This is a genomic window from Halobacteriovorax sp. ZH5_bin.2 (genome assembly GCF_043196375.1).
In the GTDB taxonomy this organism is placed as follows: Bacteria; Bdellovibrionota; Bacteriovoracia; order Bacteriovoracales; family Bacteriovoracaceae; genus Halobacteriovorax_A.
The window spans coordinates 110693-127890 of the sequence record NZ_JBEBMJ010000001.1 but is presented as its reverse complement, the minus strand read 5'-3'; the positions used below and the strand labels follow the sequence as shown (position 1 = coordinate 127890).

Here is a 17198-nt window from a genome sequence, read left to right as displayed (position 1 = left end):
AGGATAATTATATCGACAATTCACTCAAATTCAAAACTAAAGTAAACAAAAAAGGGCCCGAAGGCCCTCTCTTAAACTAATATCTTAAGAAATTAAGTGTTTTAGATGATCTTCGATAAAAGAAGCGATGAAGTAGTAACTATGATCATAACCTTCACGGTAATTAACAACTAATTCCTGATTAAAATCAGCGCAAACATTCTCGAAATTCTTAGTTTTTAACTGTTCTTCAAAGAATTCGTCAGCAAGACCTTGTTCTATTAAGATCTTTTTAGAGTGAGTTTTCCCACTTCTAATTAGTTCACAAGCATCGTATTGTTTCCAATCTTCTTTATTATCTCCGAGATAGCCTGCAAAAGCTTTCTTTCCCCAAGGAACTTGAGTAGGATTAACAATTGGAGAAAATGCAGAGATAGCATGAAATAACTCTGGGTTATTTAGGCCTATAACAAGTGCTCCATGTCCTCCCATTGAGTGTCCAGTAATAGAAAATCTCACATCACCATAAGACTCTTTAAGCATTGGTATAAATTCACTAACGATATATTCATACATCTTATAATGATCTTTATAACCTTCTGTCGTTGCATTGAGATAGAAGCCTGCACCTGAGCCAAAGTCGTAACTATCGTGTTCACCTGGTAGGTCAAGTCCACGAGGAGAAGTATCTGGACAAACAATCATTGTCTTACTATCAGCAAGATAGGCCTGTGCTCCAGCTTTTGTAATAAAGTTTTCTTCCGTACATGTTAGACCTGATAACCAGATAATTATATTTTCAATTTTATCACTAGCAGGCTTGAAGTATGAAAACTTCATCTCTGTCTTTGTTATATTTGAAGTGTGAAGACAAAAAGCCGTCTCCCCACCAAATGATTTATGTGATTTCAATTTTTCAAATTTCATAATAATCCTACATTGTGTAATCAATTACAGTTCTAATTGCCTTTCCTTCGTGCATTAGATCAAATGCCTTATTGATCTCTTCTAATGGTAACTTAAATGTTACAAGATCATCTAGGTTAATTTCACCAGACATATAACGATCAACATAACCAGGAAGCTCTGTTCTTCCTTTTACGCCACCAAAAGCACTACCACGCCAAACGCGTCCAGTTACTAGTTGGAATGGACGAGTACTGATCTCTTGTCCAGCTCCGGCAACACCAATAATAATTGATTCTCCCCAACCTTTATGACAACACTCAAGGGCCGATCTCATTAAATTTACATTACCAACACATTCGAATGAGTAATCAACTCCACCGTCAGTTAATTCAACAATAACTTCTTGAATCGGCTTATCGTAATTTTTTGGATTAATGAAATCTGTTGCACCAAATTTCATGGCCATTTCTTTCTTGTCGTCATTAATATCAATAGCAATGATTCTGCCAGCTTTGGCCATCTTTGCACCTTGAAGAACTGATAGACCAATTCCTCCCATACCAAATACTGCAATAGTTGCACCTTCTTCTACTTTGGCAGTGTTGAAAACAGCACCAATACCAGTTGTAACACCACAACCGAGAAGACATACTTTATCAAGAGGAGCTTCTTTACTTACTTTTGCAAGAGAGACTTCAGCAACAACTGTGTACTCGGCAAAAGTAGAAGTTCCCATATAGTGATGAATCATTTTTCCATCTTTAGAGAAGCGACTTGTCCCATCTGGCATAAGTCCTCTACCTTGAGTTTCACGAACAGATGAACATAGATTTGTCTTTCCAGACTTACACATCTTACACTCACCACATTCAGCAGTGTATAGAGGGATAACGTGATCACCGACTTCCACACTTGTTACACCTTCACCTACTTCAACAACAACACCGCCACCTTCGTGACCGAGGATAACTGGGAATAAACCTTCAGGATCGGCCCCCGAAAGAGTAAATGCATCAGTATGACATACACCAGTAGCATGCATCTTAACTAGAACTTCACCTTTCTTTGGTCCCTCTAGATCGACTTCTTCAATTTTAAGTGGCTCATTTGGTCCCCAAGCAACAGCTGCTTTTACTTTCATATTTAGTACCTCCGGTATTTGTTAATTAATTGATCTATTTTAGGCCCATTTTAGATTGTTGACAATCGTGACGTTACTCGACAAATTGTTTACATATGGAAACAATAAAAGACCTAAGTCATATCTATAGTTTTATAAAAGTTGCACAATATCGATCATTTACAAAGGCAGCTGATGCCCTAAATGTGTCACGTTCACATTTAAGCAAGGCGGTTAAAGAACTTGAGGACAAGTTAGGACAACCACTCCTTAAGAGAAATACGCGCTTCATCGACTTTACTGACTTTGGTAAAAATTACTATGAAATTTGTGCGAATCATATCCAAGAAATAGAAAGATTTACTAAGCAATCTAAAGAAAGTTTTGAGGCGACTAAAGATAAAATAAGAATCTCTTTGGCCGGTGCATATGGAGAGGATATCATTGCTCCGATGATCTCAAATATTATGATGAAACATCCTGGTATTGAGGCCGAATTAGTTTTCTCTACTGAGTTAATTGATATTACTTCTCATGAGTTTGATCTTGCCATTCGAGTAACCTCTAAAAAACCAAAGAAAGGCTTTGCAATTCAAATCGCTGATCGTATGGAGTTTGTTTGTGCTTCACCAAATTATATTAATAAATTTGGACAGCCAAAGAAACCAAAGGATCTTAACTCCCACAATTGTCTAATTGGAAATAACGATACTTGGCAATTTTCCAATGATGGCCAAAAAGAAAGTATAAAAATTAAAGGGAATTTTAAAAGTTCTAATGGACGTGCTCAAATGAATGCTGCCTTACAAGGCCTAGGCATTTGTAAACTTCCGGCTGTCTATGTTTTAGATCATATTAGAAATAAGACTTTACTGCCTTTGCTTAGTGAGTACACAAATCAGTCAATTCCAATTTGGGCAGTAACGCCGTCAAAGAAGTCAATTTCACCTACAGTGAAATTGATTCTTCAAGAGTTTGGTGTTGTACTTTTCTAGATAGCGGCACCATTTCTATTTTCATAATTTGAAAGAAATGAATACATAACTTCATTTTCGTAATTCATATGCCTACAGAGATTATCAACGGCCTTCCTTACTTTCTTATAAAGGCCTTCCCATTCAGGACAAGTCTTTTCTTGAAGCTCATAATCTTGTACCATTTTAATCAGGCCTCTAAGTTCTTCCTCTTGTTCCATATGCTCTTGAGTCATTTCTTTAATATACTCATATGCATCACTACAATTTCCCCTAAGTATTAAAGGGAAAATATACCTTTCTTCATTTTGCATATCTGCTTCAAGGGTTATCCAAAATCTTAATAGAAATTCTGAGATCCCACGAGGGGCCCCTGGCCTATCTTTTGAAGATTCCCCTACTGCCTGCGATAAAATAATTAGACTTTTAAATTCTGTACGAATTTGTTGATGAAAAGAAACAAGCTTATCGACTTGCTCTTTAAAATTTGAAACTTTACTCACTTACTTTACCCCTGCAGTAATAACTAAACTTCTAATAAGTATAGCAACCTACGCAGGGCGCAACATGATTTACATCAGCTTTGTGATTTTATGACATAAATCAACTTGTCGTATTTAGTGTTTTCTTGATCTATTTAAAGATATCTAATTTAAGGTCTAAAATTTCACCCATCCACAGAGTATTTTGAGTATGATCAAGATAATCATTTCCCGTATTAGCATGTGTAAAAACAGTTAAGTCATCTCTATTTTCAAGTAACCAAGGAATCATCTCGTTTAATTTATCCGCGGCAAAAAGAAACTGACAGCTCCAACGCGGGTGTGGCCCAACCTCTTTCTGGTGCGCTCTTCCGACTTGAACATAATCTAAAGTCTTAACTTTCTCTATAACCTGTAAGGCCTTCTCATAAGTCGATTCATCGTAATATAAATGTGCATGATATGATGTAATTTCCATGACCGCATCTTCTTAAATTTTTTCTTAAATTGCAACATTCTCATCATCACCATTAAAATTAATTTATTTAAAAGGGAAAGCTATCATGAAATATGAAGTAAAAATCATTAGGCTTATTTGCGTTATTGCAATTGGTGCATTCATTTGGAGTCGATCGATACCGGACGGCCTTGAACCAAAAGCATGGCATCTCTTTGCCATATTCTTAAGTACGATTTTAGGAATTATCATTAAGGCCATGCCCATGGGATCGATGTGTATAGCGGGACTTTCAATAGGTCTACTGACACAGACACTTAAGATAAAGGGTGAGGCCCTGACAGGCTTTTCCAATAGCACCATATGGTTAATTGTTACGGCCTTTTTTATTGCACAAGGCTTTGTCAAAACAAGACTTGGATCTCGTATTGCCTACTACTTCGTCTACCTACTTGGAAGAAGAACACTAGGCCTTGCTTACGGCCTAGCAATAAGTGACTTGATTCTTGCACCTGCAACACCTTCTAATACAGCAAGAGGTGGAGGAATTATTTTTCCAATCATGAAGTCTTTAAGCCTCAGCTATGATTCGAAACCCAACGATCCTACCAATCGTAAAATTGGACACTACTTAACTCTTAGTTGCTTTCAAGTTTGCATGGTGACGTCTGCAATGTTTATTACTTCAATGGCGGCCAATCCACTTATCCAACAATTTGCCGCAGATAATGGAGTCAAGATAACATGGGGAGGTTGGGCCCTTGCTGCCATTGTACCAGGTATTGTTTCCTTAATTATTGTTCCTCTAGCTATCTACTTTGTTTATCCACCAACAATAAAAGAAACTCCTGGTGCACAAGAAATTGCAAAAATGAAACTTGAAGAAATGGGTCGCATGAGCAAGCAAGAATGGATTATGATAGCGACTTTTATTTTCCTTATCACTTTTTGGATCTTAGGCAGTACATTGAAAATAAATGCAACAACAACTGCCTTTGGGGGCCTATCGATTCTTCTTATTACTGGCGTATTAAATTGGGATGACATCAAGTCAGAAAAGGGAGCTTGGGATACGCTAATTTGGTTTGGTGTCCTTGTCATGATGGCCGACTACTTAAATAAGTTTGGCTTTGTCCCGTGGTTTAGTAAGTATGTGGCAATGGAAGTGTCTGCTCTCACTTGGACACTTGCCTTTCCCATTTTAGCAGGGATTTACTTCTACTCGCACTATTTCTTTGCATCGGCCACGGCCCACGTCACAGCAATGGCAGCAGTCTTTATAGGAGTCGGAGTGCAAGTAGGGGTGCCTCCCTACTTAATGGCAATAACTCTTGGTTTTTTCTCAAACCTCTTTGGTTCACTAACACACTATGGGTCAGGACCTGCCCCAGTCTTCTTTGGCTCAGGATATGTTGAGCTATCGGACTGGTGGAAGATGGGATTTCTTATTTCCATCATAAATATCTTAATCTGGATGATTATTGGCGGTACCTGGTGGAAGCTACTTGGACTATTTTAAGACCTTAGCTTTTAAAAGATTAAAATTCATCCTCGCAATATTTGAGATTGAAATTCCTTCAGGACATTCAATTTCACATGCACCAGTAAAAGAGCAGTGACCAAATTCCTCTAACTCCATTTGCTTCGTCATTGCCAGTGTTCTTCTACCTTCTTCAACCTTTCCCTGGGGGAGGAGGTTTAGGTGAGTTAATTTCGCTGAGGTAAAAAGAGCAGCGGATGAATTCTTACAAGTTGCGATACAAGCTCCACACCCAATACAAGCGGCTGAGTCCATTGATAGGTCAGCAACTTCTTTTCCAATTAAAATTGAGTTAGCTTCAGGAGCAGTTCCTGTTTTAGCAGTGATATAACCACCACTTTCAATAATGCGATCAAGAGCACTTCTATCGACAACTAAATCCTTTACAACCGGAAATGACTTTGCTCTCCATGGCTCGACAACAATTACTACATCATCAGTAAAACTTCTCATATGTAATTGGCAAGTTGTTGTATTAGCATGTGGCCCATGAGCTCTACCATTGATAAAAACTCCACACTGGCCACAGATCCCCTCACGACAATCATAATCATATGCAATAACCTTCTCGCCTTTTAAAACGAGACTTTCATTTAACATATCGAGGGCCTCTAAAAAGGACATATCTTCAGTAACGTTATCAAGCTCATACTCGACAAATTGTCCTTCTGACTTTGAATTTTCTTGACGCCAAATCTTAAAAGTTACTTTCATTATTACCTACTTATATGATCTAATCGTTGGTTGTATATATTCAAACTCAAGTTCTTCACGATGCAGTCGATAGTCTCCATCATTATATTCCCAGGCCGACACATAACTATAGTCATCATCATTACGAACGGCTTCACCTTCAGAGCTTTGAAATTCTTCCCTGAAATGTGCTCCACATGACTCTTCCCTTTGAAGGGCATCCACACACATCAATTCGCCAAGTTCAAGAAAGTCGGCCAAGCGTAGCGCCTTTTCGAGCTCTGGATTTAGCTCCTCATTAGCACCAGTTACTTTAACATTCTTCCAAAACTCTTCTTTTAAATCTCTAATTTGAGAAATTGCCTTTTCTAAACCACTACGGTTTCTACTCATGGCACATTCTTGCCACATTATTTTCCCAAGTTCTCTGTGATAATGATCGACAGTTTTCACTCCATCAATCATTAGTAGTTTCTTAATTCTTTCTGATACCTTCTCGATACATCGATCAAACTCATCATGAGAAATATCCGGTTGCTCACTCTTCATTTCATCTGCAAGATAATTATTGATTGTGTTTGGCAGAATAAAGTAGCCATCAATACTCGCTTGTAATAATGAATTTGCTCCGAGGCGATTTGCTCCATGATCTGAATAGTTACACTCCCCCACTGCATAGAGCCCTGGAATAGTAGTCATTAATTCGTAATCGACCCATAGTCCGCCCATTGAGAAGTGAGCAGCAGGAGAAATCTTCATCGGCTCTTTATAAGCATTGATGCCTGTAATCTTCTCATACATTTGAAAGAGATTACCGTAGCGATCTTTAATAACGTCAACTCCGAGCCTTTCAATCGCATGCTTAAAATCTAAATAAACAGCATTCTTTAAGGCCCCAACTCCGTGGCCAGCATCTATTTGTTCCTTAGCTGAACGTGAAGAAATATCTCTCGGTGCCAAGTTTCCAAAACTTGGATACTTTCTCTCTAAATAATAATCTCTGTCTTCTTCTGGGATATCATTTGCATCGCGACTATCCCCTGCTTTCTTAGGAACCCAAATTCGTCCATCATTTCGTAAAGACTCTGACATAAGAGTAAGTTTTGATTGTAACTCACTTGACTGCGGTAAGGCGGTAGGATGAATTTGTGTAAAGCTTGGAGCAGCAAAGAAAGCACCTTTTTTATGAGCGGCCCATATAGCAGACCCATTACAACCAATAGCAAGTGTAGAAAGCCTAAAAACTCGTGAGTAACCACCGGTTGCGAGAACGACAGCATTTGCCATAAACTTCTTAATTTCACCTGACTCTAAGTTTCTTGTGATAATCCCTTTGGCCTTCCCATCGATAACAACGAGATCAAGCATCTCTGTACGTGGATACATCTTAACATTTCCTGCTTTGACCATTTTTGAAAGTTGAGAATAAGCGGCCAAAAGAAGCTGTTGACCGGTTTGACCTCTGGCATAGAATGTTCGTTGAACTTGAACTCCACCAAAACTACGATTAGTTAAAACACCACCATACTCTCTAGCGAAGGGAACACCTTGCTGGGTAAAGTGATCGATAAGAGGGGCCGACAATTCAGCTAAACGATAGACATTGGCCTCTCGAGAACGAAAGTCACCACCCTTTAAAGTATCGTAGAACATTCTCCAAACACTATCACCATCATGTTGATAATTCTTTGCTGCATTTACTCCACCTTGTGCTGCAACAGAGTGTGCACGTCGAGCAGAATCTTGATAGCAGAAACAATCAACATTATAACCAAGTTCACCGAGGGTAGCGGCAGCTCCTGCTCCGGCCAAACCAGAGCCGACAACTATGATTGAGACTTTCTTACGATTTGCGGGATTAAGAAGCTTGCTCTCAGCTTGATAGTTAGACCACTTCTCCTTCAAATTTCCTTTAGGGACTTTAGGATTTAGCATTACATAACCTCCCTAATGAAGATAACAATGGGAATGAGAACAAAACCGATTGTGATAAAGTATGAGAACATTTTTGCACTACAGTCTATTATACGAATATGACTTAAACGATAAAAGCCTAGAGTTTTAAAGGCACTTGATAGCCCATGGTTTAAATGCGCTCCTAAAGGAACCATTAAAACACAATAGAAGATCACATAGAATGGATTCCTAAATAATGTCGTCGTTAAAAGATAAACATCTTTATATCCATTTGAGTCAGGATAAAGACTTCCTCCAAGACCAAATTTAATTTTCGCCCAGAAATTTGCCATGTGAACAACGATAAATAATAAAATGAAAAAGCCTAAGAAACCCATATTTTGAGAGGTCCAAGTTGAGATTTCTCTATTATCCTTAAGAGCATACTCAACACCCTGTGAGCGAGAATTCTTTAAGGTAATAACAATGGCCATATAGGTATGAAGAGCAATAGCAAAATAAAGAATAAATGAAACGGCCTTTATAAATATATTTTCGGCCAAAGTATGGGAATAAAGATTATACAAAGAATGTGCATATTCTTGTGGTAATAAGAGTATTAAATTTCCGCAGAGATGAATGAGTAAAAACAGGCATAAGAATAGCCCAGTAACTGCTAAAACATACTTTCTAAAAAACAACATACAAACATCCCTTCTTTACATTAATTATAAAATAGAGAGTTCATAAAACCTAGATAAAATATGGTAAAAAAAAGGGCACAACAAATGTGCCCTTCTTCTATTTAAGATATTTAAAACTTTATGCTGCTTTCTTTGTCTCAGTTTCTCTTTTAGTCTTATGAAAATTAACGACATTATTAACTGCACGTCTCGCAGACTTTATTTGAGCAATTATTAACCCTTTTAGATCTGTGATATCCTCACCAATATGATTAACCGATTGGCTTAGCTCAGTTGAGGCAGCATTTAAGTCATGTGCTGATTGACTTGTTAAGCTTGCAGAACTTGAAATTTCTTGCATCGCCTTACTTACTTCTTCAACACCAATTAGCTGTTCTTTTGAAGCATTAGCAACTTCATTTGAGTTTGCAGAAACTTCATCAAAATTTCTAAGTACCTGAGTAAAGACTTCTTGACACTGATTACTGATCTCAACACTTTTATTAATTTTATCTCTACTCATATTTAAAGATTCATTAACATCACGACTTGAGATATCAACAATATCTGTAACCTTCTTTAAGCTATCGACAAGTAGCTTTGAAATCTCATCAGCAGATTCACCACTCATCTTAGCAAGGTTACCTACTTCTTCGGCCACGACAGAGAAGCCTTTCCCATTTTCACCAGCTCTTGCTGCTTCAACAGAGGCGTTGAATGAAAGTAGCTTAGTTTGAAAAACGATATCATTAATAACTTGAGTTTTAACATTAATCTCTTCAAATACTTTAACGATTTCATTTAATTCACTATTACTTTTCTCAACTGTATTTGCTAGTGCTGTTGTACTATTATCGACATCTTTAACACCACGTCCTAGATCTCCTAGAGACTTTACACCATCAGTTACTAAGTCCTGACTTTTCTTAATTAGAGAAGCAACATTATTAGAACCATCTGTATTGCTCTTAATCATTTGAGAAATCTCATGTAAAGAGCTTGATGTTTCTGTTGCTGCCGCAGAAAGTTGTTCAGAAATAGAACTTAGTGCGACAGACTTATTCTTAAACGTATTTGAAACATTCTCTAGGTTTTGACCTTCATTAGAAATTGACTCAACGATATTATTGATTCGTCCATCAATTCGTCTTGCCATAAAAATACAGATCCCAACAGAACCAAATAAACTAATAATTGAAATAATCGACATTAAAAAGATTGAATCAGAGTAAGTCTGATCTGCTTCTTTAAATTCTTCATCACCCATTCCAAGAATTAACTCTTGAAGTTGATCAAGGCTATCTCTAGCTCCTTCAAACTTAGAGTTCACTGGACCTAATGAGTTTTTAATAAGTTCTGTTCTAGTGAACTTACGAAGATGTCCTTCTTTATCTAGAGGAAACTTATCTGCTGCCGTCTTTTCAAAAGCTTCTAACTCTTCATTAAATTTCTTAGAAATTTCAATTTCTTTAGGTGAGTCACCTAAGACAGTATACTTTTTAAAACGATCAACAACTTGTTGCTTATTAGTAAAGTAGTCATCGGCCAAAGATTTTCTCTGTTTATCTGATAATCCCTCAAGAAGTAGTGTTCTTTCGGCCACTAGCATCTGCTGAAAGTCTCGATCAGCTTGTACTAGACTGTTGATACTTGGAAGTCTTTTTGAAAACACTGTATACAAGTGCGACTTCACTGATGTTAATGATTGATAACCAACAAATGCAATAATCAGCTGAATGGTAAGCATTGTAGCTGATAGAGCAATTAATTGTTTCTTAATTGTCCATTGTCCCTTCATAAATAACCCTCAAACTCCCTCAAAATTCTATTTCTTCGCAACCCTCGTTAAGATTTGCTCAGTAATTTTATCCAGCGGTAGTGAAATACACGAAGCACCTAATTCAAATGCTTTCTTTGGCATTCCATAAACAACTGAACTCTCCTCATCTTGTGTAATAGTAAAAGTATCATTCTCTTTCAACTTAAGAAGCCCTTTGGCCCCATCTGCTCCCATTCCCGTTAGAAGTGCTGCTGTTACTCGATGCCCTTTTAGTTGGGCAAGATTTTCGAATAAGTAGTCAACGCTTGGACGGTGTCCAGAATATATCGGAGTTTCACTGTCTAACTTGATCATTAATTTACTCTTTCCAACAACTCCCATATGAATTCCACCTGGGGCAATATAGACAGTATTATGCCTTACCTCTTCTCCGTCTGTTGCTTCGACGACGTCAAACGGACATAACTCGTTTAGACGATTAGCAAATGCTGTCGAAAATACTGGAGGTATATGCTGAACGATAAGAACTGGTGGAAACTCTTTTGGGAAGCGCATTAGTAGTTGCTTAATCGCTTCCGTCCCTCCTGTTGAGGCACCAATTGTAATTAACTGACTTCCAGAGAAATCGAAGTTATTAGACCCAACCCAGCTTGTGAGCTTTTGTCTCTTTGACTTAACAATACTATGATAAGCAAGGTCAATTTTTTCGAGTAAGGCCTTCTTGAATTTAAAGATATCGTCAAAAGATGGCTTCTTTAAATAATCAAACGCACCATCTTCAAGACATCTCATTACGATATCACCATCGCTCTTGCTTACAGAACTAATCATGATCGCCTGTAGCGACTGATCCTTTGGTAGATTTTTAAGAACGTCATGCCCGCTCATTTTTGGCATATTAATATCTAAGGTAATAACGTCTGGCTTAAGTGCTTTAATCTTTTCTAATCCATCTTGTCCGTCGACAGCTTCACCTACGACCTCATAGCCTGGATCACCAGTAAGACACTTCTTAATTAGCTTTCTTACAGTACCAGAGTCATCGATAATGAGAATCTTCTTCACCTGAGCTTCTTTCACTCTAAGACTTCTTTTTGTTTCATGATTTGTCTTAAAATAAATTGACTGACCAAGACTTTGGAAGCCTTCATGTCGTCTTAGGGTTTCAGAAATCCCAATTAAAAGATATCCCTTATTTGTGACACAGTTTGAGAACTTTTTGATAACTTTATCAATTTGTTCTTCATTAAAGTAGATAAAGACATTACGACATAGAATCAGGTCGTATTTGTCACGATACTCAGGACTATTTTGATCTATTAAATTATGAACCTTAAATTTACAAAATTTTTTAAGATCATCACTGACTTTAACAAAGGGTGCGATCTCGCCGCTGCCTCGATACCAGTTGCCTTCGAGATATTCCTTAGGAACCTTCTGAAGTTCTTTCCAGTAATAAACACCTTTCTTTGCGTGCTTAATTGATTTCTCACAAATGTCAGTAGCAATAATTTCAAATTTAAAGCTAGGATCAATCTCTTTGATATGTTTTTTAAGAATCATAGCAAGACTATAAACTTCATCACCCTTGCTACAGGCCGCACACCAAATCTTTAATGTGTCACGCCCACTATTTTTTACTCGTTCAACCATCTTAGGAAGGGACTTGATGATAAAATCAAATTGATTTCTCTCTCTCATAAAGAACGTGTAGTGCGTTGTCAGAAGTGATATTAGCTCAGTCTTTTCCTGATTACCCGGAGATTTAATTAACGTTAAGTACTCATCAGCATCTTTTAAACGAAGCTCGACAATTCTCTTGTCAATACGGGACTTTACCATTGCATCATTTTGCGCTGTAAAGTGTGTCCCTGTCTCCTGTGACATCATTTGAGCTATTTCAATATAACTTCTAGCAAGATTACTCATTCAATCTCTTCCTAATTTAAATTAATTATTTTTAAACGGCCTTATCAAACCTAGCATCGTTCTCACTTGGGTATTCATCAGAATCCACTTCTAGTACTGGATCATCAAATCCCATATCATCAGCTACTGGCCCAGCCTTCGCAACGACCTTAGCAGGCTCGCGTTTTACAACTTCAGCAACCGGTGTCTTTTCAAAGACAGGAAAGTCTTCAACAACCTCTTTCTTCGCTACAGTATGAGACTTAACTGGTGTCGATGAGATCGAATCGATTAATGCATTTCTATCAACTGAAAGGTTTTGAATCTTACCTAAGACCTCACTTTCAAGCTCTTCAACAATCCCATTTAGAATTGACGTCTGCTCAGATAAACTTTCTGCAAAGCCAGATGTTTCTTGTGCAATTGTCGAGTTAGTATGTGTTACTTCATCAAGCTCATTCATTGCATCCGAAATATTATTAATTCCTTCAGCTTGCTCTTCAGAAGCAGTTGAGATCTCAGTCATCATTTTTGTTACAGCATCAACATTTTCAACAACACTATCTAGGATCTTTCCACAGTTTTCAGAAACATCCACACCTTTAGTGATACTTGTCTGTGCTTCAGAAATAAGTTTTTTTACATTCACTTGAGTTTCATCAACGATTGATTGAACCTTTTTAATTGATCCACCAAGTAGCTCTTCAATCTCAAGAGCAGCATTCCCACTCATTTGAGCAAGGTTTCCTACTTCCTCTGCAACAACTGCGAATCCCTTACCATGCTCACCAGCTCTGGCCGCCTCTACTGAAGCGTTAAAAGAGAGAAGCTTTGTTTGGAATACAATATCGTTGATAACTTTAGTCTTTTCAGAGATTTCATTAATAACATCGACAATCTTTACGATTTCTTCGTTATTGCGATTCATCTCTTTCATAATATCTTCGTTATTGCCGTTAATTTGTCCAATGGCCTCAACCATTTCATTAACAGCGCTCTTCCCTTGAAGGGCAACACGTTGAGACTCGTCTGCTTTCTGGCTTGATACCTTAGCATTCTCAACACTCTTATTTACCATTGCAGTAATCTCATTAAGGGTCGCTACTGTTTCTTGAATAGCGCTTGCCTGTTGAGTTACAGATGATGACACTTTTGATGAGGCCATGCTCATATTAGTTGAAGACTTTTCAGTAACTTGTGATGAGTCACGAAGTCTCTCACTAAGGCCAATGATCTTCTTAATTGACTTAGAGAAGTTGTATTGAAATCCGTATGCAAAAGCTGCAATAATTGCAAAAAGAATTGGGATATAGAAGCTAATCTTCTCTTCAAGAGCAGTAGTTGCTTCAATTTTCTCACCTGTTTTTCTATCAATTAAGGAAACATCTTTTTGAATTAATTGAATAATATTCGTTGACTCTTTAACTGCTACGGCCATATGCTTCTCAAGTGTTAGTTGATTTGCATACAGCTTATTAAATGTCTTTACATAATTATCAACAGACTTACTTACATCGTTATAAACATATTGCTTATACTTTCGTGCAACTAACTCTTTTTTTATTTTTTGACCTTCTACTTTTGCTTTATCTACATATTTCTTTGTTCTTCTTAAAAGAAAGTCTTTTTCATGACGACGAAGCGTTAAAAGAGAAACCATAAAACTTGGGTTTAAGTCATATTTTTTGATCTTAGATTCAATATCGTGAGCATAGCTACGTAATTCACCTCTTAAACCATTCTTAGAGTCACCTTCAGTTTTTAATACACTACGAGTGTGATCAAAGTTTTTTGAGTATAGCCCATAATGCTTTGTCAGATCATCCCAACTGATTTCATCAGAATAATCAATTTTTAAGTTCTTCATCCCCTCAAAAATCTCATCGTTAATTTTTTCTAGTTCAACAAAGCGTTTCACTTCAGCAGGGTTTTGTGAAATCATATACTGCTTTTCATTAGAAATTTGCACTGCAAGATTAGCTGCAATCGTTCTCATCGAATCTTTCATTCGAAGATCATTTTGCACTGTATGCTTTAAACTCTCTACGAGTCCATAGTAAGAGTAAATTGAAATGGCCAGTCCTATACCAAACATTGTAAAGATACCAAGAAAACTTAGAATCGTTTTTTTGTTCATTGACATTCTTGTCTGTTTCATTATTATCCCCCGGTGCATTAGGCACCACTCTCTACTAAGCTGCTTTCTTTACAAGGCCATTAATTTCATCGATGTTTAAAATTGACTCTAGGTCAACTAGCTGAATTAATGCCTCGTTATTGCGGTATACTCTATTAAGACGATCACGTTTTTTTGTTTCAACTGAAGCGACTTCTTGAATTTGTTCTTCATCTACTGAAAGAACCTTACAAATATTATCCACAACAATCCCTAAGCAAAGCTGTCCAAATTCCACAATAATAACTGCTTCTTCATTTGATTCAGCTGGCTTAACACCTAAACGAGTACGTAGATCAATAATTGAAATAACCTGTCCACGTAGGTTCATGATCCCTACATAATAAGTTGGACTAAAAGGTACATTAGTTGTTTCAGGAACAGAGATTAGCTCTCTAACTTGCAGAAGTGGAATTGCATAGTGCTCATCTCCAAGTTTAAACTCTAGGTATCTTTTTGTTACATCAGTTGTTTCATTTTCCATATTATCCCCACATATCAAGTTATATATTTTAATTATGCCGCGTTACTTACTGGTCTTTGGCCTTTCGTTTTACTTACTTTATTAACAACAAGTTCTTTTAAATCTAAGATTAGAGCTGGTCGTCCATTTCCAAGAATCGAACTTCCCATAAAACCTTGAGTATTCTTAATATCATTCCCAAGACTCTTGATAACAACTTGCTGACGTCTAAGAACATCATCGACTACGATTGCAAAATCCATATCTTCAGTTCTTACAACAAGAGCAATCTCATTTACCGAAGGCTCTTTAACATTATGTTTTAAAAGTTTACTTAGCCTAAATGCAGGTAGAACTTGTCCTCTTAGAACAATACAGCCACCAACATTATTTACTTTCTTATAATTTTCTTCTGTAACAGAAACTGTTTCGTGAACTAGATTCAGTGGGACGACATAGTTTTCGTCACTAACTCTTGTCACCATTCCTTCGATAATTGCCATTGTCAGAGGAAGCTTAATTCTAAAGGCAGAACCTGAGCCTACTTCAGATTTAACTTCAACGGCCCCTGAAATATCTTGGATATTCTTTTTAACAACATCCATTCCAACTCCACGGCCTGAAATTTCACTTACCGCTTCTTTTGTTGAAAAGCCTGGTGCAAAAATTAAGTTAATCGCATCTTGATCACTTAATTTGTCAGCATTCTTAATAACGCCCTTTTCAATGGCCTTATTCTTTATAATATCAGGATCGATTCCCTTACCATCATCTACAACTTCAATAACAAGGCTATTCCCTTCGTGATATGCCTTAATTTGGATCTCTCCAGCATCGGACTTTCCAACAGCTTTTCGATCTTCAACACTCTTTTCAAGCCCGTGGTCAACAGCGTTTCTTACGATGTGTACTAAAGGATCCGAAAGTTGCTCAAGAATATTCTTATCAACTTCTGTCTCCTCTCCAACAATAGTAAGATTAACTTTCTTACCAAGTGCTTTTGAAGTATCTCTTACAATTCTTTGAAGTTTTGAAAATGTCGTCTTAAGCGGAACCATTCTCATCTTCATTGAAATATCTTGAATTTCTTTGGTAATCTTTGATAAGTGACTAACACTTTTTCTAACATGCTCATCAGCTACGAGATCATTACATTCACTAAGTACAGTTTGTAGAATAACAAGCTCTCCAACATAGTTATTAAGCTTTTCAACACGACTGATACCAATACGAATCGTCTCTTCTGGTTTTGCTGGCTTCTTTGGTGCAGCAGCAACAGCAGGCTTCTTTTCTTCTTTTTTTGCAGCAGTTTCTAAACTTACAACATTATCTGCTACAGGAGCTTCTTTTGGAGAAGCCGACTCATTCATAAGTGCATCGAGATCATTTGGTCCACTTGCAACAGCGGCCACTTCAACAGGCTTAACTTCTTCTGTTGAATCAAAAGACTCTCCATATAACATACGATCGAGGTCACTGATATCTGATTCACTTGGGCGCGATTCAGCAACGACTTCTTCTTCAAAACTTACAGATTCCTCATTATCGAGGATACCTTGTAATTCCTGGTCTTCGAAATCGTCTTGTTCTTCTTCGTCTTGTTCTTCTTGTTCTTCTTCGTGTGCACTAGCTTCAAACTCTGCTTCATCAGGAATATTTGAGATTCTAAGATCATCATGCTCAACATCAGCACTAGAGACATCTTTAATTAACTGGATAATATCGTCTGAATTAAACTTAGCATCAATATCATCTCTAAGAGCAGAGATCATATTATTTAAATGGTCAGAACACTTGAGGAAAACATCAATAACATCAGCACAGATATCAACCTCACCCTTCTTAACCTTTAGGATGAGTTCCTCCATCTCGTGAGTAAACTCTGCAACATCACTGAACTCAACTGCTCTTGATGTTCCTTTTAGGTTGTGAGCGAGTCGAAAGATTTTATCAATATGCTCATCTGTATTATCGACACCAGATTCTAATTCTAGGAAAGATTCTTCACAGTCTTCAAGAAGCTGTACTGCTTCTTCAAGGAAATCCATCTTTAATTCTAATTCAAACTCATCCATAATCACATCTTGTCTTTTGTGTTAATATCTCTTCATTATTCGGACAATATTTTTATTTAATTA

General features: G+C 37.2%; 14 protein-coding genes. 2 read left to right on the top strand and 12 right to left on the bottom strand.

What is annotated here, in order from left to right; all coding sequences use genetic code 11:
* Nucleotides 1-84: 84 nt before the first annotated feature.
* Both fghA and ABMA76_RS00570 read right to left on the bottom strand, forming a co-directional pair.
* The gene (gene fghA / locus ABMA76_RS00575) at nt 85-906 is read right to left on the bottom strand and encodes an S-formylglutathione hydrolase (RefSeq protein WP_393060613.1); all 822 of its coding nucleotides are present in this window, start codon (nt 904-906) and stop codon (nt 85-87) included.
* A gap of 7 nt (nt 907-913) precedes the next feature.
* Nucleotides 914-2029, bottom strand: a complete 1116-nt coding sequence (locus ABMA76_RS00570) for an S-(hydroxymethyl)glutathione dehydrogenase/class III alcohol dehydrogenase (RefSeq protein ID WP_392858233.1) — start codon at nt 2027-2029, stop codon at nt 914-916.
* A 95-nt stretch (nt 2030-2124) separates the two neighbouring features.
* Between ABMA76_RS00570 and ABMA76_RS00565 the strand changes: the two genes are divergently transcribed.
* On the top strand, nt 2125-3003 hold the full coding sequence (locus ABMA76_RS00565) for a LysR family transcriptional regulator (protein ID WP_393060611.1): 879 nt from the start codon (nt 2125-2127) through the stop codon (nt 3001-3003).
* On the opposite strand, the gene ABMA76_RS00560 is transcribed toward ABMA76_RS00565, so the two are convergent.
* Nucleotides 3000-3485, bottom strand: coding sequence for a hemerythrin domain-containing protein (locus ABMA76_RS00560; RefSeq protein ID WP_393060609.1), 486 nt, complete (start codon nt 3483-3485; stop codon nt 3000-3002). The genes ABMA76_RS00565 and ABMA76_RS00560 overlap by 4 nt on opposite strands.
* A 130-nt stretch (nt 3486-3615) precedes the next feature.
* Nucleotides 3616-3942 (bottom strand): DOPA 4,5-dioxygenase family protein, encoded by a 327-nt coding sequence (locus tag ABMA76_RS00555; protein ID WP_392858229.1) that lies wholly within the window; start codon nt 3940-3942, stop codon nt 3616-3618.
* Nucleotides 3943-4027: 85 nt separating this feature from the next.
* Here ABMA76_RS00555 and ABMA76_RS00550 point away from each other — a divergent pair, with 85 nt between their 5' ends.
* Nucleotides 4028-5440, top strand: coding sequence for an anion permease (locus ABMA76_RS00550; protein ID WP_393060607.1), 1413 nt, complete (start codon nt 4028-4030; stop codon nt 5438-5440).
* Here the strand turns inward: ABMA76_RS00550 and ABMA76_RS00545 are convergent.
* The 8 genes from ABMA76_RS00545 to ABMA76_RS00510 form a co-directional block, all read right to left on the bottom strand.
* Complete coding sequence (locus ABMA76_RS00545; protein ID WP_393060605.1) at nt 5432-6175, bottom strand: succinate dehydrogenase/fumarate reductase iron-sulfur subunit; 744 nt, start codon at nt 6173-6175, stop codon at nt 5432-5434. The genes ABMA76_RS00550 and ABMA76_RS00545 overlap by 9 nt on opposite strands.
* Before the next feature lie 6 nt (nt 6176-6181).
* The gene (locus ABMA76_RS00540) at nt 6182-8089 is read right to left on the bottom strand and encodes a fumarate reductase/succinate dehydrogenase flavoprotein subunit (RefSeq protein WP_393060603.1); all 1908 of its coding nucleotides are present in this window, start codon (nt 8087-8089) and stop codon (nt 6182-6184) included.
* A complete protein-coding gene (locus ABMA76_RS00535) occupies nt 8089-8754 on the bottom strand; it encodes a succinate dehydrogenase cytochrome b subunit (protein WP_393060601.1) in 666 nt (221 codons plus the stop codon). The genes ABMA76_RS00540 and ABMA76_RS00535 overlap by 1 nt, the downstream gene beginning before the upstream one ends.
* Nucleotides 8755-8872: 118 nt before the next feature.
* Nucleotides 8873-10531, bottom strand: a complete 1659-nt coding sequence (locus ABMA76_RS00530) for a methyl-accepting chemotaxis protein (protein WP_393060599.1) — start codon at nt 10529-10531, stop codon at nt 8873-8875.
* A gap of 27 nt (nt 10532-10558) precedes the next feature.
* Nucleotides 10559-12442 (bottom strand): chemotaxis-specific protein-glutamate methyltransferase CheB, encoded by a 1884-nt coding sequence (gene cheB, locus ABMA76_RS00525; protein WP_393060597.1) that lies wholly within the window; start codon nt 12440-12442, stop codon nt 10559-10561.
* 31 nt (nt 12443-12473) lie between these two features.
* Complete coding sequence (locus ABMA76_RS00520; protein ID WP_393060595.1) at nt 12474-14579, bottom strand: methyl-accepting chemotaxis protein; 2106 nt, start codon at nt 14577-14579, stop codon at nt 12474-12476.
* A 34-nt stretch (nt 14580-14613) separates the two neighbouring features.
* Nucleotides 14614-15081 (bottom strand): chemotaxis protein CheW, encoded by a 468-nt coding sequence (locus tag ABMA76_RS00515; RefSeq protein WP_392858218.1) that lies wholly within the window; start codon nt 15079-15081, stop codon nt 14614-14616.
* Nucleotides 15082-15113: 32 nt separating this feature from the next.
* Nucleotides 15114-17135 carry a chemotaxis protein CheA gene (locus tag ABMA76_RS00510; protein WP_393060593.1) on the bottom strand — a complete coding sequence of 674 codons (2022 nt, stop codon included), beginning with the start codon at nt 17133-17135 and terminating at the stop codon, nt 15114-15116.
* Nucleotides 17136-17198 lie beyond the last annotated feature (63 nt).